The organism is Bacillus sp. EB V-12, from assembly GCF_056158125.1.
In genome coordinates, this window is the sequence record NZ_JBUXJL010000001.1 from 433,065 (window position 1) to 449,755 (window position 16,691).

Here is a 16,691-nt window from a genome sequence, read left to right on the forward strand (position 1 = left end):
TATGGATAATTTGTCCCGCATTAACGGACAGTAAACTCCCAACTCAAAACTTAGCTGGTGCAAAGAAGCCAGGTGGGAGATAAACTGTCCGTAAATGCCCGATTGGTTCAACTAATAATCAGTGGGGATGAACAAAAATCCCCACTGATTAAAGTTTCACTTTATGCAGAAAATGTTAAAAAAATATATTTTTTGTTTCCTAATGGTGTAAAGGTGTAGTTTTATAGGTAGTTTTGTTGAAAAAGTCGGTTTGATAAAAGTATTTATTTTTGTTAGAATTTTATTGAAATTAAGAAGATGTGATGAGGCAAAGATTACTCATTTTTATGTATATGTGAAAAAACGAACAAGACGGGGGTGAAAGTGTGGGATATCGATGTTATAGAATGGTATACCATTTAGAAAATGGAGAAACAATTAAAGATGTAAAAGAATTTTGCTATCGAGACCAAGGAAAAGTGTTAGAAAGAGTAGCAAATCGTGTAATGGATAATAGAGAAGTGACGGCGATTGATAAACAAGGAACAATCATTTCAATAGCATGTGAGGACATTGTAAAGGTAGAACTTGATTACATAACAGAAAGTTAACCTTGAGTCATATCGAATTATTCGATAAAATAAACTGTTGAATGGTGAAGTGAGAAGAGAGGAGTTTATCATGGGTAGTACAAGACACTTTTATATGTTTATCTTAGCGTTTGTTCTTGTTGTGGCATTAACGATTTACTTAATTGTTGACAGCAGCTGGTACAACACGGTTCATCCGGCATTCCTTCTGTTTATGTATATAGGAATTGCAGTAGTAAGTTTCGGAATGAGAGACGAGATGTTAGATCGCTTTGAAAAGTGATACATATACGAAAGACCAACAGGAAAATGTTGGTCTTTTTTTCTTGCCAAAAATAGGATGGTGTGTATATACTGTATATATAAGGTATATACAGTATATACACACACTGGAGGAAAACATGAATATTATTATTTCGAATTCTTCCCAAGACCCTATTTATGTGCAAATAAGAAAACAATTAAGCCAGCTTATTTTAAATGGTGTTTTAAAGGGTGGAGACCAATTACCGTCTATTCGTAGCTTAGCGAAGGAATTGCAAATTAGTGTAATTACAACGAAGCGTGCGTACGAGGAGCTTGAAAAAGAAGGATATATAGAAACTGTTGCTGGGAAGGGGACTTATGTTTCACGTAAAAATAATGAACTATTAAAAGAACAGCGGCTACGTCTATTGGAAAGTAAGGCTGAAGAAATCGTAAAAGAAAGTAAAGTGTTGCAGCTTTCACTTGAAGAATTGCAGCAGATGATTGCGTGTTTATATAAGGGGGAATAAGAGATGTTAGAGCTAAAAAATGTTTGTAAAAGTTATCAAGATTTTGCAGTGAAAAATATAAGTTTTGCATTACCACGAGGATATATTATGGGGTTTGTCGGACCAAATGGTGCTGGGAAAAGTACAACGATCAAAATGATTATGAATTTAATTAGAAAAGATAGCGGCGATATAAAAATTTTTGGCAAAGACAATAAGAAAGCCGAAAAGGACATAAAACAGAATATTGGTTTTGTATATGATGAAAATCATTATTACGAAGATTTAACGTGTGAACAAATGAAACGTATTATTGCACCGTTATATAAAAAGTGGGACGAAAATCAATACCAATCGTATATGCAAAGATTGCAAGTTCCAAAGTATAAAAAAATTAAAGAGCTATCTAAAGGGATGAAAATGAAGTTTGCGATTGCCATCGCACTTTCACATCATGCAGAGTTTATCATTATGGATGAGCCGACAGCAGGGTTAGATCCAGTTGTTCGAAGTGAATTACTTGATATGTTGCAAGAAATTGTAATGGAAGATGAAGTATCCGTATTATTCTCAACGCACATTACAACAGATTTAGAGCGCATTGCAGATTATGTTACGTTCATCAATGATGGAGAAATTATATTTACTGGTGAAAAAGAAGACTTAATGGAGAACTACGTAATCGTAAAAGGAAGTAATGATTTATTAGACCGAGAAGGAAAAGAACTATTTGTTGGATTACGAAAAAATAAATTTGGTTTCGAAGGTTTAGCGAAGGATAAACAAGGAATTATCGATTGGTTTGGAAATGAGGTTGTACTAGAAAAGCCTACATTAGATGACATTATCGTTTACACTGCGAAAGGGAGAGGTGCCTATGCGTCAGCTTGTATATAAAGATTTGTTCTTTTTTCGGGTAATGTGGTTAGTGAATTTTGTTATGCCTCTTTTGTTTTTTATGTTAGAGCCAAGTGGTGAATTTTTATGTCCGATGAGTTGTCTATTTATAACCCTCTCCTCCGTTATGACGTTAACCTTTATGGATGAAAGAAATAAAAGTGACATTATTATAAATAGTTTACCAGTAAGTCGGAAGGATATCATTATTGCTAGATATATTTCCTGTGCAATATTTATTGTCGGTGCCATGGTTTCAACTATGATAATTGTATTCCTTTTAAGAGGTATTGCTGTTATTGATGATATTGGTGTATACCATCCTAATTTTTATATTGAAATTCCATGGTATGTAGTGGTAAGTGGAGTGATTTATTCTGTAGTATTTGTGGCGACATTTTTTCCTAGTTATTATGGTACAAAATCAAAGGGCATGAGAAGTATAGTATCAGCGGCAGCAATGGGGACTGGTGTACTTCTTTGGATATTTATTAGTGATGGGCTGAATGAAACAACATCTTCATTCAGTGAGTGGATTATGAATCCAGTACATATTGGTGTATTTACGGTTGGAGGAATGATATTAGCTAGTGCCTATATCGCTTCTATGTTTCTTACAATTAAAATTTATGAAACGCGTGATTTATAGAGAGGAGAATTCATATGCAACAGTTGATTTTGAAGGAGTTTTTTTTACAGAAGAAGATGTTTCCTTTCTATTTTTTAATCCCTATTTTATCTATTTTTAAGAATTCCGTCGAACCAATGGGGATTGCAATAGGAGTATTTATAACATGTAGTACGATTATATATATTTCTTTTTATTATGACGAGAAAAGTAAAGCAGAAAAAGTGTTAGTGAGTTTGCCTATAACGAGAAAAGAGATAATTATAGCTAAATATATTTCAAGCACATTATTTATTATGGCTGGTTTGAGTGTAACTTTTATAGTCGTAATATTAGGAAATATTTTATTGAACAGAGATATAGTTATGCCTGGGTATGCAATATTTTCAGCAATAGTAGCAACTTTGATTTATTGTGCAGTAACGATACCGACTAATTACATTGGGGGATATAAAGTTATTACTGTCTTGAATTTGATTATGCTTTTTCCTTTAATGGGTATGATTGGTCTTATGTGCAATATTTTTGGTGATAAAACAATTATGTTAAAAGTACTTCACTCTCAAGAGGCTACACTAGCAATGGGTGTTCTTAGTATTGGAGTGTTAGTAAGTATAGTCATATCAATGTTTCTCTCAATGAAAATGTTTCAGGAGGCAGAGTTATAGAAGGAGCATTTTCATATTAGGAGGGGTAATACATGATCAAGCAACTAATTTTAAAAGATTTCATTATTCAATGGAAATTTTTAATTTGGTACATACTGTATCCTGTTTTCTTTTATATGGCCTTAACAGATACGGAAAATCTGTTCATAATTATGTCAGTAATTATTACAATTGGGGCAACAGTAAAAACATTTGAAGCAGATAGTAAAAATGAGAGTGAAGTTATAGTAAATAGTTTACCAATATTGAGAAAACAAATTGTGTATGCGAAATATATAGTAGCAATAATTATTCTTTTTATAAGTGTAACGGTCGGTTGTTTCACGATAGGAATGAAGAGCGGGGTTAACTTATTTGAATTTATTGAAACGACAATGGTTGCTAGTATTAGCTTTATTTTATTGTATTTAAGCTTTGTTTTACCAATAGCCTTTTGGCTAGGGTATAAGAAATCCATTTTCATTACGATAGTAATATTCATGGCACCGATAGTTGTTTTAGAAGCTTTGTTTCAAATCAACTTAGAACAAATTCAACTATATAACAGCTTGTTATTCATTAGTTCAATATGCATGTTCATAATATCTATCTTTGTTTCAGTAAAAATATATGAAAAAAGAGAATTTTAAAAGGTGCCTTAAAAAAGGCACCTTCTTCAATAACGACAATACGAGAGCAGTAGTTTATAAAAAGAAACGCTATTTGGTACATCTTTTGGAGTATGTAATATAAAGCTGAAAACGATAACGAGAATAAGAAATAGGAAAAATAAAAATAGAATTTGCTTATGTATAGAATTTTGCATATTATCCACTCCTTTTTTAGGTAGTATGTCCAAAAGAAAGGAGTATATGAAAAATGTTAGGAGGGGAGAATGATGAACAAAAGAAAATGGTTATATAGAATAGGAATATTTTTATTTTCAATCGGCCTCATATTAGCAAATGTTTACTCGGATATACCACTGTTATTTCCAAGTTTACATAAAGGGGTTGGTATAAGTATTTCCATAATTGGTCTGTTTTGTCTTATCACATGTAACTTCTACAGAAAGTCTGAATGAATATAAAAAAGGACAGTTATTCTTTTTCAGAAATACTGTCCTTTTTAAATAACTTATTCCATAGTTTGGCGATACTCCATATAATGACGATTGCAATGGAGGCGATAATGGACCAAACAATCGATATAATTTCAAGTGTCATGTTAGGAAGGAATGTGAGAATGGATAATACTTTATGAAACAATGATTCTATTATATGAAAACTTATTTGTAATAGAATGAGGATACCAAGTGTGATCCATGCTAATATTTTCTTTCCTTTTTCTTTCCACATGACATTCACCTCACGTTAGCTTAATAGTTTTAAGCCAACAGCGCCGCATAGAATACAGCTTAAGAAAGCGAGACGACGCCAATCCGCTGATTCTCGGAAAATGAGAATGCCTAGAAGTGCACTTCCAGCAGTTCCGATTCCAGTCCAAATTGCGTAAGCAGTTCCCATCGGTAATGTGTTCATCGCAAGAGATAAGAAGAAGAAGCTTACGCCGAAGTTAGCGATTAAAATAACTTTTGGTGCCCAGCCTTTCTTTTCAGTGGCTACTTTCATAAAGAGTACACCAATAATTTCACAAATACCAGCTAGAATTAAAAATACCCAAGCCATTTTATGCGGCCTCCTTCGCTTCTTTTTCTTCTGTTACTCGTTTTAAACCAATTACTCCGAAGAAGATTAAACCGATTAATAAAACTTTTACGATAGAGAAAGGTTCTCCGAAGATGAAAATCTCTGTAAGAACGATTCCGCCAGCTCCGATTCCTGTAAAGACTGCGTATACAGTGCCGACAGGTAAATCTTTATAAGCTCTAAATAATAAGACGAAACTAATTGTAATTAATAGAGCAACACCAGCCCATTCAAGTGGTGCCTCTGCTTTTTTTAGTCCAATCACCCAAAATATTTCAATAATACCAGCGATGATTACATAAATCCATGCCATATGTCATTTCTCCTTCCTACCAGTCGTTAGGTAAAGGGCTTAAAAACGACGCATTGCAAAGGAGCAATCCGTCAGTTTGAAAGTCCGCGCCAAAATACTTTCCAAGAAGCGTCTAAACGTGTCTCAAAACGATTTAAACCTGCGTATAATAGTTCAACCATAAGACCGTCGAGTAAGCATAGAAAAGCCTCTAAGGCGTCTTTTACTTCAATGTTATGCAGCTCATCTTGTTCGCTTGCTCTTTTAAATACAGGGAATAAAAGTTTTCCGACGTTTTCAATGTGTACATTTGCTTTATTAATAATTTGTTCGCGAAATGCATCAGGCGGAAAATAAGAAGTTCGTAACCAAAACATTGATTCTTCACTTTCACCAAATCGTTTTGCATACCCTTTTAATAATTTTAAAAGCAATTCTTCAGTGGACGAATTGGAAAAGCTTTCGATATCGCCTGTGAAGCTCTGCAAATCTTTTTGAAGAGCAGATTCTAAGCATATGAAATATAGCTCTTCTTTTCCTTTAAAGTGTGCGTAAATCGATGGTTTTTTAATCCCAACTTCTTGAGCAATATTTGCCAATGAAGTTCCTTCATAGCCGTAGCGTGCGAAATGAGAAAGTGCTACAGCTTTAATGCGGTTTGCTGTCATTTTCATCCCCTACCTACCGTTCGTTAGGTTCATTATATGAGATGGGAAATATAAAGTCAATAGGTGAAGAGCTGAGAAAGAGCGTTATAAGTAACGCTCTTTTTAGACAGTCTCTCGCTCAATTAAATGGAATGAAAGTTCTTTTGCACTGCCGACAATTTGCTCGCTTTGGATCTGCTTATGGAATAAAGAAAAAGCATGTGAGCCCATTGCGAGACCGGGATGTTCAATTGTGGAAATTTCTAATGCCTTTGAAATTTCATGATTATCAAATCCAAGGATAGCAAGGTCTTCAGGTACTCGAATACCATGTTTTCGAGCCTCTGTTAATAAACCAGCTGCAACTTGATCGTTCGCTGTGAAAATAGCAGTTGGACGATTTTTCATATTTAAAATACGATGGAGTATTTGTGCTCCGTCCTGCATTGTATAGCATTGGTGGAAAATCCATTCAGGATGCAACGTTTTGCCTTCGTTACGAAGTGTATCGGCGAACGCTTTTTCGCGCTCCATGGAATTTACACTTGTTTTTCTTGCTAAACAAATTCCGATTTTTTCATGGCCTCTACTTAGTAAATAGGCAGTACCAAGACGGAAACCTTCATAATGATCTACGTAGATGGATGAAATGAGGGGATGCTTCATTTTTTCACATGAAATAATAGGGGCAAATTTTGCAAAAGGTTCGATTTGTTCCCAAGAGCTCGTTCGGGAGCAAATAATCATCCCATCAAATTGTTTCATTTTCATCATTTCAAGAACACGAATTTCTTCAATGCTATCGTAATTCGTTTGACATAAATTAATATGATACCCAGCTAATAACGCTTCGTTTCCGATTCCTTCAATAATCGTACTGAAGTAGGGGAGGTTAATGAAAGGAAGCATAACGCCAATTGTATATGTTTTCCCTCTTATTAAATGGACAGCATTTATATTTTTTGCGTAGTTTAATTCTTCAACAGCATCTAGAACACGCTTACGCTTTTCTTCTTTTACGTAAGGGTGATTATTCAGGACACGAGAAACAGTTGATATCGATACACCAGCAGTTTTAGCAATTTGTTTTATATTGGCCATATGTATCACCTCTTTCCCTTATTATAAAGGGAAAATAATAAGAAAGAAAAAATCTTGACCTGAAAAGCTTTTCACAAACTATGGTATTAATAAGACTTCTTTTTATTCGCGTAACCTTTTCACTTGGGCGTAAGAATGATAGGGGTCTTTTTTGTTTGCAAAAAGTGTTGTCAAAATGTGTGAGAATAACGTGGAAAGTTTTCAAAGGTGGAGTTTGGTGACAAAGCGAATATGAAGAGAATATCAACGCTTCGTTCGTTAAGAGAGCGATATGAAAGGGCGGAAACAAATTGAAAAAAAGAATCATTTGTTTCGTGTTTTCTAGTTTCGTGCTTAGTTCGTGTTCGTTTCAGCAAACGATGCAAGAAGAAAAACACTTTGTGGGAACAACGGGAGGAGCTATGGATCGTGTTACAGATCCTATTCCGCTAAAGGAACTTCCAAAATATTTTCCGGTGAAGTTTAAAGTTCCAACGTTTTTACCGTACGACATTACAAGTGATGTGAAGGGGGAAGTAAGAACGCTTGGGAAAAAGAGCACTGTCTTAACGATTAAATATAAACAGAAAGAGCCAGGTAGAAATGAGTATATTGAGTTAAATGTCGCGAACTTTCCTTATAGTTTTCCGGATCTTGTGGAAGAGAAGCGATTTCAAGAACAAATGAAACTGAATAATGGAACGTCTGCTTATTTTAAAAATAAAGATGATTATGAACGTGGTGACGAATTTGCTACGCTTATATGGAAAGAGAAAGGAATTGAATATCAACTGCTGTATCGGAATGTAGAAGAGAACGATGAAAAGGTAATCAAGCAGAATTTATTATACATTGCGAATAAGATGAAATGAAAAAACTAGCTGATTTATTCAGCTAGTTTTTTGTATGTTATTATTTCTTTTTAATTTTGCCTGTCCAAGATTTAAATCCACCTTGTAATTGGTAGAAATCTTTGTAGCCTTGTTTTTTTAAGTATTGCGCTGCACGACCTGTACGGAATCCGCTTTGGCAATATAAGTAAACAGGTTGATCTTGACGAAGTTCTTTATGGCGAAGGCGAATTTGTGATAACGGAATGTTACGTGCACCTAAAATATGCCCTGCGTTATATTCGTCTGCTTCACGAATATCGATAAGCTGTGCTTTACGGTAGCCAGCGCGAAATTCTTCTTCTGTAAGAGTTTTAATTAATTTTTTCTGATAGAAGTACATCCATACAGTGTAGCCGATAAATGCTACGATTACGGCTAATAAAATAATCCAAGTTGTTGACACGATTCTATCGCTCCCTTTTTTCTTATCCTACTTTCAATATTATAATGCCCTTATGTATTTATGCAACAGATTCATTTGCATATAAGAAGAAATTTCGTATTCTTTCACAAATTTTGTCGAATTTGGTAGACTAGAGAATGTGAAAAATAATTGGTTATATGAGGTGCAGGATGGGAAAAGAAAAATGGTGTTATATTAACTCTGGTCAATGTTCACCGGCATTTAATATGGCGTTAGACGAATGTTTATTAAATTGGCAAAGTGAAAAGAAAATGCCACCAACAATTCGTTTTTATGAATGGGAAGTACCAACATTAACAGTTGGGTATTTTCAACGTGTTGAAAAAGATATTAATATGGATGTAGTTAACGAAAAGAAATATGGATTCGTTCGTCGTCAAACAGGCGGCAGGGGTGTACTACATGACAAAGAGTTAACGTATAGTGTTATTGTGTCTGAAGATCATCCGAATATGCCGAAAACAGTTACAGAAGCGTATCGTGTTATTTCGCAAGGTTTATTAGATGGTTTTAAGGCATTAGGGCTAGAAGCATATTATGCAGTTCCAAAAACAGAAGCAGATCGTGAAAATTTAAAAAATCCACGTTCCGGCGTATGTTTTGATGCACCATCTTGGTATGAAATTGTAGTGGAAGGACGAAAAATTGCTGGTAGTGCTCAAACGCGTCAAAAAGGTGTTATTCTACAGCATGGATCGATTCCATTAGAAATTGATTTAGATGAACTATATGATCTATTTTTATTCCCAAATGAACGTGTGAAGGAACGCATGAAGAGTATGTTCTCTTCTAAAGCAGTAGCAATTAATGAATTAACAGACCGTACATTTACGATAGAACAGTTAATTAAAGCGTTTGAAGTTGGCTTTGAAAAAGGATTGGATGTAGAACTTGTTCCATATGAATTAACAGAAGAACAGTTACATGAAGTTCAAACGTTAGCGAAAGAAAAGTATGAAAGTAATGAGTGGAATTATAAAAAATAAGAGATGGCAATTGCCATCTCTTATTTTTTTATAGTAAATTAAGTACTTTTTCTACTTTGATTCCTTTATCTTGTAAAGAACGAAGGCGACTTACAACGTCCATAATTTCTTTGTCAAATGTAACGCTAATACCTTGGCTTTGTAGTTCTTCTTTTAAGCTTTCAATAGAATCATCTATGTCGATGCCAAGCTCGTAATCTTGACAAACTTCAATTGTCTTTTTCACGAGTTTAACATAATTTTCTTGTAGTTTTGAATTTGTTTCAGTCAAAGCAGGCTGCTTCGGTTTTGCAGGAGCAACCGGTGCTGTCTCTTGCTTTGTAACTGGAGTAGGGACCGCTTTTTTCACAGGCGCTGGAGTAACTAGTTCTACAGCTGCTTCTACGCTTACTGGCTTCGGTGTCGGTACCGGAGTAGGCTTAGGTGCCATAGCAGGTGTTTCCACACGCGTAACAGGCTTAGGAGCAGGCGTAATTGCTTTTGGAGCTTCTACAACTACTTCCTTTTTCGGTGCTGCTTCTACCTGTGTTTCTTCTTGCTCGGCAGCTTCTTTATTTTCTTTACTCCACATAACGCGTTCAATTTCTAGAGAAACATTGTTTTTGTTCATCGCTGTTAATGTAACTTTACCAACTTCAGCGTTTCCAGTGAAATCAACAATTTTATAAATAACACTCTTGTTCCAATCCACGTTTCCGCTCAAAAATAATTCTTCGTTACATTTCGGCGTTAAGCCCTCGATTTTAATTTCTGCGTTTACACCGTTTTCACTATATACCATAATTAGCGAAGCATTTACATCTTCGTCTGCTAACATTAGTTCACGTACCATTTTGCCGGTGCGTACTTGCGTTTTCTTCTTAACTGACATCTAATTTCTCCTCTCAAAAATTCAGTAATAATAAAAAAATCGTATAACGAAAAATAATTGCTCACGAAGATTTATGATACCGATAATAAAAGCATCACGTCAACAATTAACTTTAATTATTTTGCATTTTTCTTATTTTCTTTATGAAATTTTTCAATTTGTAAAATTAGACAGAAGAAAAAACAGCCTTTTGAAGGGCTGTTAAAAATTTGATTTTTTATATAGTAATTTATATAAAATAAAAAATAAGATAGCAATTAAAGCATTTTGCCAAAAGTTTAGATGATAAATGAGATAAGGTTGCTTTTGGAAATAAATATTTAAGAATACAGCGGAACAAAATGGAGTAGCAAATGCGAATCCAAATAGAATTCTTCTTTTCCAATTCATTTTCTGATTAAAGGAGTAACGCTTTAATAAATATAAAATAAATAGTATACCTAGTATAATTATTGAAACAGACAAAGTAGTTCCAAGGATGCTAAAAGGCGGACTTGATAATGTATTGTTTTTTTCAAAGAAAAACATAAAAAATGAAATAATTGCATTTATGCCAAACTGTATAGCAAGAAGTAAGCTAATAGAAAATCCAATTAAAGAGGCTTTTTCTAACTTTGTTTGAGTTGGTAAAGCTGATATAAGTTCATCGCAATAAGATTGTAAATTATCTCCAAAGATGTCATAAGCGTTTTTATTTTCTGCTTGTGCTTCGATGAGGTGATCTAATATTTCTAGTAACAGTTCTTCCATTTGTTGCTCTGGCACGTTAGATAAACGAAGATAAACTAACATATCGCTATAAGCAACTTCATTTTCAGGTGTTAGAAGCTCACGTTTTTTATTATTCAATTCAATCATGTCTTGTGCATTCATCCCTATCACTCCCCCTGTAATAAGTTATTTACCGTAGTTGAAACCATTCCCCAGCTTTGTTTAAATTCTTCAAGCTGCTCTAATCCTTTATCGGTTATGTGATAATATTTTCGCTTTGGACCGAGTGAGGAAGCTTTTAATGTGCCTTCGATCAATTTTTCTTTTTGCATACGTAATAATAACGGATAGATGCTTCCTTCGCTTACGAATGTAAATCCGTGTTTATTTAATTTTGTGCTCAGTTCATATCCGTACACTTCTTCTTGTGAAATGATGTATAGGATGCAACCTTCTAATACACCTTTTAACATTTGGCTGTGCATGATTTCACCACCTTTTACTCAGGTAACTTGCGTTGCAAGGTAGCTGTTATCCAAATTATAACATTCAGTAACTTGCAACGCAAGTTACTGAAGTGGAAAACTTTAATGCGTGTTAATTTTTCAACGTTTCCCATACTAACGAGAGGGAGGGAAGCACATGAAACCATTTATGCCAAAACTCGTTTACTTTGAACCAAAGGCACTTGAATATCCGCTTGGAAAAGAGCTTTATGAGAAGTTTACGAAGATGGGATTAGAAATTCGTGAAACGACATCACATAATCAAATTAGAAATTTGCCAGGAGAAAATGATTTGCAAAAGTATCGTAATGCAAAGGCTACACTTGTCGTTGGAGTAAGGAAGACGCTAAAGTTTGATACGTCAAAACCGTCAGCTGAATATGCAATTCCGCTCGCAACAGGGTGTATGGGACATTGTCATTATTGCTATTTGCAAACAACACTTGGGAGTAAGCCTTACGTTCGTGTGTATGTCAATCTTGATGAAATATTTGAGAAGGCAAAGCAATATATGGATGAAAGGGCACCTGAAATAACAAGATTTGAAGCAGCGTGTACATCAGACATTGTTGGGATTGATCATTTAACACATGCATTAAAGCGGGCGATTGAATTCATTGGAGAAAGTGAATATGGGCGCTTACGTTTCGTCACGAAATATTCGCACGTTGATCATTTATTAGATGCAAAGCATAATGGGAAAACTCGTTTCAGGTTTAGTATAAATTCACGATATGTAATTAAAAATTTTGAACCAGGGACATCGCCATTTGAGGAGCGAATTGAGGCGGCACGTAAAGTAGCAGGTGCAGGTTATCCACTTGGTTTTATAGTCGCGCCACTTTATATGCATGAAGGATGGGAAGAAGGATATCGTGAACTATTTGAGCGACTGTACAATGCGCTGAAAGATATGACGATACCAAATTTAACGTTTGAATTAATTCAGCATCGTTTTACGAAACCAGCGAAAAAGGTTATTCAAGAGCGTTATCCAAATACGAAGCTTGAAATGGATGAAGAGAAGCGGAAGTATAAATGGGGACGATATGGCATCGGAAAATATGTATATAAAAAGGATGATGCAGCAGTATTGGAAGAAACGATAAGAGGTTATATAAATGAATTTTTTCCTAATGCAGAAATACAATATTTTACTTAAGGGGGGTCTGTATGCAAATACAGATTCTTTTTTGTTTTATATATTTAGGCTCGTTTTCAACTTGTCACGTTATTCTTTCTGGTGTATCATTTTATTGATTGCTTCGTACGGAATAAGCAAAATGAACTTGGATGGAGGAAACCGATGCCTACCCCTAGTATGGAAGATTATATTGAACAAATTTATTTGTTGATTGATGAAAAGGGTTACGCCCGCGTATCTGATATTGCTGAAGCGCTTAGTGTACATCCATCCTCTGTAACAAAAATGGTGCAAAAATTAGACAAAGATGAATATCTAATTTATGAAAAATATAGAGGGCTTGTATTAACAACAAAAGGTAAAAAAATCGGAGAACGTCTCGTATATCGTCATGACTTGCTAGAGCAATTTATGCGTATTATCGGTGTGGATGAAAGTAAAATTTACAATGATGTAGAAGGAATTGAACATCATTTAAGTTGGGAAGCGATTGATCGCATTGGTGATTTAGTGCAATACTTTGAACAAGATACAGTCCGAGTGGAAACACTTCGCGGTGTTCAAAGAGCAAATGAAGAGAAAAGTAATTAAGGGGAACGTATGGCGTTTCCTTTTTTATTTCAATTCGAAAAGGATGGGAGAATTATGAAAGCAATTATTTTTGATTTTGATGGATTAATTGTGGACACAGAAACGATATGGTTTCACTCTTTCAGAGATGCTGTTCGTGAATACGGCGGGGAACTACCTTTAGAGGAATTTGCGAAATGCATTGGAACAACAGATGAGGTACTTTATACATATCTAAATGATCAATTAAAAGAGAAGTTTAACAAAAGTGTATTAAAAGAAAAAGTGGCAACTTTACATAAAGAGAAAATGAGAATACCAGAAGCTCGTGACGGGGTAAAAGAATATTTAGAAGAAGCGAAAGAAATGGGATTAAAAATCGCACTAGCTTCTAGTTCTTCTAGAGAATGGGTTATTCATTTTTTAGAAGAGCTACAAATTCGAGAATATTTTGAAGTAATTAAAACGAGAGAAGATGTTGAGAAGGTAAAACCAGATCCAGCTCTTTATCGAGTTGCAATAGAAGAATTAGGAATTAAGTCATCTGAAGCTGTTGTATTTGAAGACTCATTAAATGGATTGAGAGCAGCAGTTGCAGCGGGATTAACGTGCGTTGTGGTACCTAATGATGTGACACGGAATTTACCGTTTGAAAATCATCATCTTCGAATTGAAAGTATGAGAGAGAAAAGTTTAAAAGAAGTGCTTCAAAGTATAAAAAAAGACCGTATTTCCTAAAAGGAAGCACGGTCTTTTTTTTTGCTTTTTTTGCCTTCAATGACAGTTAAATGAGACTGTTTTCTTTTTCGTTTCAAAGTGGAAGAATTCCCTTTTTTACTTTTGTCATTAGAAGTATTTGACTTAAAGAAAGAATTGCCTAGGGGTGCTACATTTTGTTTCCCATGTTTGCGGTTCGATTGTTTTGCCGCACGCTTATATGAGCTTTGCGAATTTGCGGAACCACTGGAATTTGTAAACATCTTGTATAGCAAGTAAAAGATACCGACAACAAGTAACATGTACCCGATATTTCTTAATACACCCATGGGATTTGTAATAACAGATGAAACAAGGCCGAATATTGCCAATCCGATAATAAGCACAAATATAGCGAAAGTAAACGAACGACCGTTCATAAGGGACACCTCCTAAAAACATATATTGAAATTAGTATATTAACGATGAGGAAAGGAGTTGAACACCATTTTTAAATAATTATTGTTTGTTCTCTAAACGTAATAATTCTTCAAACGATGCAATTGCTACTTCCACTTGATCATCTGTTGGTTCTTTCGTTGTTAATAGTTGTAGCCATAATCCAGGATATCCAAGTACGCGTAATACGGGAATGTCTCGTAATCGATTTGTAAATTGCAATACTTCAAAAGAAATACCAAGTACAACTGGAATTAATAAAATTCTGTTTATAACTCGTGCCCAAAGAGGATCTGTAGGGACTAGGAAATAAACGAACATTCCAATAATGACTGTAAATATAATAAAGCTACTGCCGCATCTATAATGGAGACGAGTTTGCTTTTGAACGTTTTCTACAGTCAGAGGAAGGTTATTCTCGTAAGCATTGATTACCTTATGCTCTGCACCGTGATACTGAAATACCCGCTTAATAAGTGGGGTTAAAGAAATAAAGTATATATAGCTCAATAATAGCATGAGCTTAATGACACTTTCGACAATGATTTGCCCAGTATGAGATGGGAAAATCGGTCTCGTTAATTCAGCTAATAGTGCAGGAACTGCTGTGAAAATGACTTTACCGAATATAAAAGATAAAACGCCAACAGCTGCAACTCCTAATACCATCGTTAATTTTGATTGTTCTTCTTTTTTATTTGCAATTTGTTCATCATCTTCTGGGTGGACGTCAAATCGTTCTGAAGCGAAGTTTAAATGCTTTGCTCCATTCGCACTTGCATCCACAATAGCGGCAATCCCTCGTAAAAATGGAATTTTTTTTAGGGTAGATAGTACTTTATTACGAACGCGTGGTAATCGATAAAATTCAATCGATTTATCTTTACGACGAACCGCTGTAACAGTATATTCTCTACCGCCAAACATAACTCCTTCTATGACCGCTTGCCCGCCATATATTTGTTTTGACTCTTCTGCCATGTTAACACCAACCTGTATTTGTTTCTCTCTTATGTAGAAAAAGAGGCAATTGTCATACTGGGTTCTGTCGTTTTGAAATAAGACAATCACCGAGTTTCCTTTATTTTATCGGCAAATACAAGTAGATGACAAGGGAAAATGTTATGAGAGTCGGACATTTCTTATTCTTTTTATAGACAAATTTCGCAGGATTTAAACATGCTTCAAAATAGTTTCGGGCATACTATTGAGCGGAGGTGTCGATGTGAGTCAAGAACAATTAGGAACAAGGAATTTTGTGCAGATTGGTTTGTTTGGTGGAATCTTTTGGGGCGGGATCTGGTATTTCCTTCATATATTTTCATTCACGGAGGCGGGACCGAATTATTTCCTTTTACCATTTGCGTTTGGAAGTTGGAAAGAGGGTGTATGGGGCAATGTGTTCGGAATAGTGTGTATGGGACCTCTTTCAATTTTGATCGCCTTTTTGTATAAAGCATTTTTTGCGAAGTTTGAAGGGATTATAGCGGGAATTATTTATGGGCTATTTTGGTGGGCACTACTGTTTTTGGGGATGGGTTTAATGGCTCCTGTTATTAAAAGTGCGCTCCATTTACCAAAAGAGACAATTGTGACGACAATATGTATTTTTATATTGTATGGTGTGTTTATAGCATATTCTGTTTCTTACGCAGTAAATAGCAATAAAGCAGAACAAGAAGGGTAAGAGAAGACGAACTATTCAAATAAGTAACTCCTATGTTAAAATATTGTATAGATATTTAATATTAAGGAGTTTTAAGAATATGAAAAAGTTACTCCTCGTAAACGGTCCTAACCTAAATCGCCTCGGTGTTCGTGAGGTAAATGTATATGGAAAGGGCACGCTAGCGACACTTGAAGCAGATATGAAGCAAGAAGCAGAAACAATGGGAGTGGAGTTAGAATGTTTCCAATCGAATCATGAAGGTGCCATTATCGACATTATTCATGAAGCGGAAGATATATATGAAGGGATCATTTTAAATCCGGGAGCATTTACGCATTATAGCTATGCGATTCGTGATGCCATTGCGAGCATTTCGATTCCTGTTATTGAAGTACATATTTCTAACATTCATCAGCGTGAATCGTTCCGTCATGAATCTGTGACGGCAGCTGTTTGTGCAGGTCAAATTGTAGGATTTGGTTTTTATGGCTATAAGTTAGCATTATTTGCATTAATGGAGAAATTGAGGGAGGCATAA

The 16,691-nt window shown here is 35.0% G+C and carries 26 protein-coding genes; 15 read left to right on the top strand and 11 right to left on the bottom strand.

Annotated features, from left to right (window positions below):
• Positions 1-386: 386 nt before the first annotated feature.
• The 8 genes from ACZDYH_RS02275 (at position 387) to ACZDYH_RS02310 (ending at position 4,580) form a co-directional block, all read left to right on the top strand.
• Complete coding sequence (locus ACZDYH_RS02275; protein ID WP_000262496.1) at positions 387-590, top strand: DUF3929 family protein; 204 nt, start codon at positions 387-389, stop codon at positions 588-590.
• A 70-nt stretch (positions 591-660) separates the two neighbouring features.
• Positions 661-852: a hypothetical protein gene (locus ACZDYH_RS02280; RefSeq protein ID WP_000535933.1), complete on the top strand. Its 192-nt coding sequence runs from the start codon at positions 661-663 to the stop codon at positions 850-852.
• Positions 853-970: 118 nt separating this feature from the next.
• Positions 971-1,345 carry a GntR family transcriptional regulator gene (locus tag ACZDYH_RS02285; protein WP_001021364.1) on the top strand — a complete coding sequence of 125 codons (375 nt, stop codon included), beginning with the start codon at positions 971-973 and terminating at the stop codon, positions 1,343-1,345.
• Positions 1,346-1,348: 3 nt separating this feature from the next.
• On the top strand, positions 1,349-2,221 hold the full coding sequence (locus tag ACZDYH_RS02290) for an ABC transporter ATP-binding protein (protein ID WP_088361852.1): 873 nt from the start codon (positions 1,349-1,351) through the stop codon (positions 2,219-2,221).
• Entirely contained in the window at positions 2,202-2,870 is a 669-nt protein-coding gene (locus ACZDYH_RS02295; RefSeq protein ID WP_434712768.1) for an ABC-2 transporter permease, read from the top strand. Before ACZDYH_RS02290 ends, ACZDYH_RS02295 begins: the two co-directional genes overlap by 20 nt.
• Before the next feature lie 14 nt (positions 2,871-2,884).
• Positions 2,885-3,517 carry an ABC-2 transporter permease gene (locus tag ACZDYH_RS02300; RefSeq protein ID WP_063264118.1) on the top strand — a complete coding sequence of 211 codons (633 nt, stop codon included), beginning with the start codon at positions 2,885-2,887 and terminating at the stop codon, positions 3,515-3,517.
• A 32-nt stretch (positions 3,518-3,549) separates the two neighbouring features.
• A complete protein-coding gene (locus ACZDYH_RS02305; protein ID WP_046392992.1) occupies positions 3,550-4,146 on the top strand; it encodes an ABC-2 transporter permease in 597 nt (198 codons plus the stop codon).
• Positions 4,147-4,391: 245 nt separating this feature from the next.
• Entirely contained in the window at positions 4,392-4,580 is a 189-nt protein-coding gene (locus ACZDYH_RS02310) for a hypothetical protein (protein WP_088361854.1), read from the top strand.
• A gap of 16 nt (positions 4,581-4,596) precedes the next feature.
• Here the strand turns inward: ACZDYH_RS02310 and ACZDYH_RS02315 are convergent, their stop codons facing one another.
• The 5 genes from ACZDYH_RS02315 to ACZDYH_RS02335 all read right to left on the bottom strand — a co-directional run bounded on the left by ACZDYH_RS02315 (position 4,597) and on the right by ACZDYH_RS02335 (position 7,245).
• Complete coding sequence (locus ACZDYH_RS02315) at positions 4,597-4,854, bottom strand: DUF3975 family protein (protein WP_000265368.1); 258 nt, start codon at positions 4,852-4,854, stop codon at positions 4,597-4,599.
• A gap of 15 nt (positions 4,855-4,869) precedes the next feature.
• Positions 4,870-5,184, bottom strand: a complete 315-nt coding sequence (locus ACZDYH_RS02320) for a DMT family transporter (RefSeq protein ID WP_000312623.1) — start codon at positions 5,182-5,184, stop codon at positions 4,870-4,872.
• Position 5,185: 1 nt separating this feature from the next.
• Entirely contained in the window at positions 5,186-5,518 is a 333-nt protein-coding gene (locus tag ACZDYH_RS02325; protein WP_000312339.1) for a DMT family transporter, read from the bottom strand.
• A 71-nt stretch (positions 5,519-5,589) separates the two neighbouring features.
• Positions 5,590-6,171: a TetR/AcrR family transcriptional regulator gene (locus tag ACZDYH_RS02330; protein WP_002005730.1), complete on the bottom strand. Its 582-nt coding sequence runs from the start codon at positions 6,169-6,171 to the stop codon at positions 5,590-5,592.
• A gap of 96 nt (positions 6,172-6,267) precedes the next feature.
• The gene (locus ACZDYH_RS02335) at positions 6,268-7,245 is read right to left on the bottom strand and encodes a LacI family DNA-binding transcriptional regulator (RefSeq protein ID WP_001273985.1); all 978 of its coding nucleotides are present in this window, start codon (positions 7,243-7,245) and stop codon (positions 6,268-6,270) included.
• 314 nt (positions 7,246-7,559) lie between these two features.
• On the opposite strand from ACZDYH_RS02335, the gene ACZDYH_RS02340 reads away from it, so the two are divergent.
• Positions 7,560-8,096 (top strand): hypothetical protein, encoded by a 537-nt coding sequence (locus ACZDYH_RS02340; protein WP_033691120.1) that lies wholly within the window; start codon positions 7,560-7,562, stop codon positions 8,094-8,096.
• A gap of 40 nt (positions 8,097-8,136) precedes the next feature.
• On the opposite strand, the gene ACZDYH_RS02345 is transcribed toward ACZDYH_RS02340, so the two are convergent.
• Entirely contained in the window at positions 8,137-8,520 is a 384-nt protein-coding gene (locus ACZDYH_RS02345; RefSeq protein WP_000108653.1) for a rhodanese-like domain-containing protein, read from the bottom strand.
• A gap of 170 nt (positions 8,521-8,690) precedes the next feature.
• Between ACZDYH_RS02345 and ACZDYH_RS02350 the strand changes: the two genes are divergently transcribed.
• Entirely contained in the window at positions 8,691-9,527 is an 837-nt protein-coding gene (locus tag ACZDYH_RS02350) for a lipoate--protein ligase family protein (protein ID WP_000514081.1), read from the top strand.
• A 28-nt stretch (positions 9,528-9,555) separates the two neighbouring features.
• On the opposite strand, the gene ACZDYH_RS02355 is transcribed toward ACZDYH_RS02350, so the two are convergent.
• The 3 genes from ACZDYH_RS02355 to ACZDYH_RS02365 all read right to left on the bottom strand — a co-directional run bounded on the left by ACZDYH_RS02355 (position 9,556) and on the right by ACZDYH_RS02365 (position 11,594).
• Positions 9,556-10,398, bottom strand: a complete 843-nt coding sequence (locus ACZDYH_RS02355) for a hypothetical protein (RefSeq protein ID WP_000111900.1) — start codon at positions 10,396-10,398, stop codon at positions 9,556-9,558.
• Between the two features lie 201 nt (positions 10,399-10,599).
• On the bottom strand, positions 10,600-11,271 hold the full coding sequence (locus ACZDYH_RS02360; protein WP_000993581.1) for a DUF1129 family protein: 672 nt from the start codon (positions 11,269-11,271) through the stop codon (positions 10,600-10,602).
• 5 nt (positions 11,272-11,276) lie between these two features.
• A complete protein-coding gene (locus ACZDYH_RS02365; protein ID WP_000556078.1) occupies positions 11,277-11,594 on the bottom strand; it encodes a PadR family transcriptional regulator in 318 nt (105 codons plus the stop codon).
• 157 nt (positions 11,595-11,751) lie between these two features.
• On the opposite strand from ACZDYH_RS02365, the gene splB reads away from it, so the two are divergent.
• The 3 genes from splB (at position 11,752) to ACZDYH_RS02380 (ending at position 14,067) form a co-directional block, all read left to right on the top strand.
• Entirely contained in the window at positions 11,752-12,777 is a 1,026-nt protein-coding gene (gene splB, locus ACZDYH_RS02370) for a spore photoproduct lyase (RefSeq protein ID WP_000802107.1), read from the top strand.
• Between the two features lie 144 nt (positions 12,778-12,921).
• On the top strand, positions 12,922-13,350 hold the full coding sequence (gene mntR / locus ACZDYH_RS02375) for a transcriptional regulator MntR (RefSeq protein WP_001143085.1): 429 nt from the start codon (positions 12,922-12,924) through the stop codon (positions 13,348-13,350).
• Between the two features lie 54 nt (positions 13,351-13,404).
• On the top strand, positions 13,405-14,067 hold the full coding sequence (locus tag ACZDYH_RS02380; protein WP_140421506.1) for an HAD family hydrolase: 663 nt from the start codon (positions 13,405-13,407) through the stop codon (positions 14,065-14,067).
• Here ACZDYH_RS02380 and ACZDYH_RS02385 read toward each other — a convergent pair.
• Positions 14,064-14,465 (bottom strand): SA1362 family protein, encoded by a 402-nt coding sequence (locus ACZDYH_RS02385; protein WP_001014463.1) that lies wholly within the window; start codon positions 14,463-14,465, stop codon positions 14,064-14,066. The two genes, ACZDYH_RS02380 and ACZDYH_RS02385, sit on opposite strands and share 4 nt — an antisense overlap.
• A gap of 79 nt (positions 14,466-14,544) precedes the next feature.
• Positions 14,545-15,465 (bottom strand): DUF1385 domain-containing protein, encoded by a 921-nt coding sequence (locus ACZDYH_RS02390; protein WP_000807121.1) that lies wholly within the window; start codon positions 15,463-15,465, stop codon positions 14,545-14,547.
• Positions 15,466-15,709: 244 nt separating this feature from the next.
• On the opposite strand from ACZDYH_RS02390, the gene ACZDYH_RS02395 reads away from it, so the two are divergent.
• Together ACZDYH_RS02395 and aroQ are read left to right on the top strand one after the other, a co-directional pair.
• Complete coding sequence (locus ACZDYH_RS02395) at positions 15,710-16,171, top strand: YqhR family membrane protein (protein ID WP_140421507.1); 462 nt, start codon at positions 15,710-15,712, stop codon at positions 16,169-16,171.
• Positions 16,172-16,250: 79 nt separating this feature from the next.
• Entirely contained in the window at positions 16,251-16,691 is a 441-nt protein-coding gene (gene aroQ, locus ACZDYH_RS02400) for a type II 3-dehydroquinate dehydratase (RefSeq protein ID WP_000735140.1), read from the top strand.

What these genes read in the sequence shown, in the direction of transcription:
- ACZDYH_RS02280 (WP_000535933.1), top strand. Translation starts at nt 661, where the DNA reads ATGGGTAGTACAAGACACTTTTATATGTTTATCTTAGCGTTTGTTCTT.
- ACZDYH_RS02355 (WP_000111900.1), bottom strand. Translation starts at nt 10,398, where the DNA reads ATGTCAGTTAAGAAGAAAACGCAAGTACGCACCGGCAAAATGGTACGT.
- ACZDYH_RS02315 (WP_000265368.1), bottom strand. Translation starts at nt 4,854, where the DNA reads ATGTGGAAAGAAAAAGGAAAGAAAATATTAGCATGGATCACACTTGGT.
- ACZDYH_RS02295 (WP_434712768.1), top strand. Translation starts at nt 2,202, where the DNA reads ATGCGTCAGCTTGTATATAAAGATTTGTTCTTTTTTCGGGTAATGTGG.
- mntR (WP_001143085.1), top strand. Translation starts at nt 12,922, where the DNA reads ATGCCTACCCCTAGTATGGAAGATTATATTGAACAAATTTATTTGTTG.
- ACZDYH_RS02385 (WP_001014463.1), bottom strand. Translation starts at nt 14,465, where the DNA reads ATGAACGGTCGTTCGTTTACTTTCGCTATATTTGTGCTTATTATCGGA.
- ACZDYH_RS02290 (WP_088361852.1), top strand. Translation starts at nt 1,349, where the DNA reads ATGTTAGAGCTAAAAAATGTTTGTAAAAGTTATCAAGATTTTGCAGTG.
- ACZDYH_RS02380 (WP_140421506.1), top strand. Translation starts at nt 13,405, where the DNA reads ATGAAAGCAATTATTTTTGATTTTGATGGATTAATTGTGGACACAGAA.
- splB (WP_000802107.1), top strand. Translation starts at nt 11,752, where the DNA reads ATGAAACCATTTATGCCAAAACTCGTTTACTTTGAACCAAAGGCACTT.
- ACZDYH_RS02365 (WP_000556078.1), bottom strand. Translation starts at nt 11,594, where the DNA reads ATGCACAGCCAAATGTTAAAAGGTGTATTAGAAGGTTGCATCCTATAC.
- ACZDYH_RS02325 (WP_000312339.1), bottom strand. Translation starts at nt 5,518, where the DNA reads ATGGCATGGATTTATGTAATCATCGCTGGTATTATTGAAATATTTTGG.
- ACZDYH_RS02350 (WP_000514081.1), top strand. Translation starts at nt 8,691, where the DNA reads ATGGGAAAAGAAAAATGGTGTTATATTAACTCTGGTCAATGTTCACCG.
- ACZDYH_RS02320 (WP_000312623.1), bottom strand. Translation starts at nt 5,184, where the DNA reads ATGGCTTGGGTATTTTTAATTCTAGCTGGTATTTGTGAAATTATTGGT.
- ACZDYH_RS02335 (WP_001273985.1), bottom strand. Translation starts at nt 7,245, where the DNA reads ATGGCCAATATAAAACAAATTGCTAAAACTGCTGGTGTATCGATATCA.
- ACZDYH_RS02310 (WP_088361854.1), top strand. Translation starts at nt 4,392, where the DNA reads ATGATGAACAAAAGAAAATGGTTATATAGAATAGGAATATTTTTATTT.
- ACZDYH_RS02330 (WP_002005730.1), bottom strand. Translation starts at nt 6,171, where the DNA reads ATGAAAATGACAGCAAACCGCATTAAAGCTGTAGCACTTTCTCATTTC.
- ACZDYH_RS02275 (WP_000262496.1), top strand. Translation starts at nt 387, where the DNA reads ATGGTATACCATTTAGAAAATGGAGAAACAATTAAAGATGTAAAAGAA.
- ACZDYH_RS02390 (WP_000807121.1), bottom strand. Translation starts at nt 15,465, where the DNA reads ATGGCAGAAGAGTCAAAACAAATATATGGCGGGCAAGCGGTCATAGAA.
- ACZDYH_RS02300 (WP_063264118.1), top strand. Translation starts at nt 2,885, where the DNA reads ATGCAACAGTTGATTTTGAAGGAGTTTTTTTTACAGAAGAAGATGTTT.
- ACZDYH_RS02360 (WP_000993581.1), bottom strand. Translation starts at nt 11,271, where the DNA reads ATGAATGCACAAGACATGATTGAATTGAATAATAAAAAACGTGAGCTT.
- aroQ (WP_000735140.1), top strand. Translation starts at nt 16,251, where the DNA reads ATGAAAAAGTTACTCCTCGTAAACGGTCCTAACCTAAATCGCCTCGGT.
- ACZDYH_RS02305 (WP_046392992.1), top strand. Translation starts at nt 3,550, where the DNA reads ATGATCAAGCAACTAATTTTAAAAGATTTCATTATTCAATGGAAATTT.
- ACZDYH_RS02285 (WP_001021364.1), top strand. Translation starts at nt 971, where the DNA reads ATGAATATTATTATTTCGAATTCTTCCCAAGACCCTATTTATGTGCAA.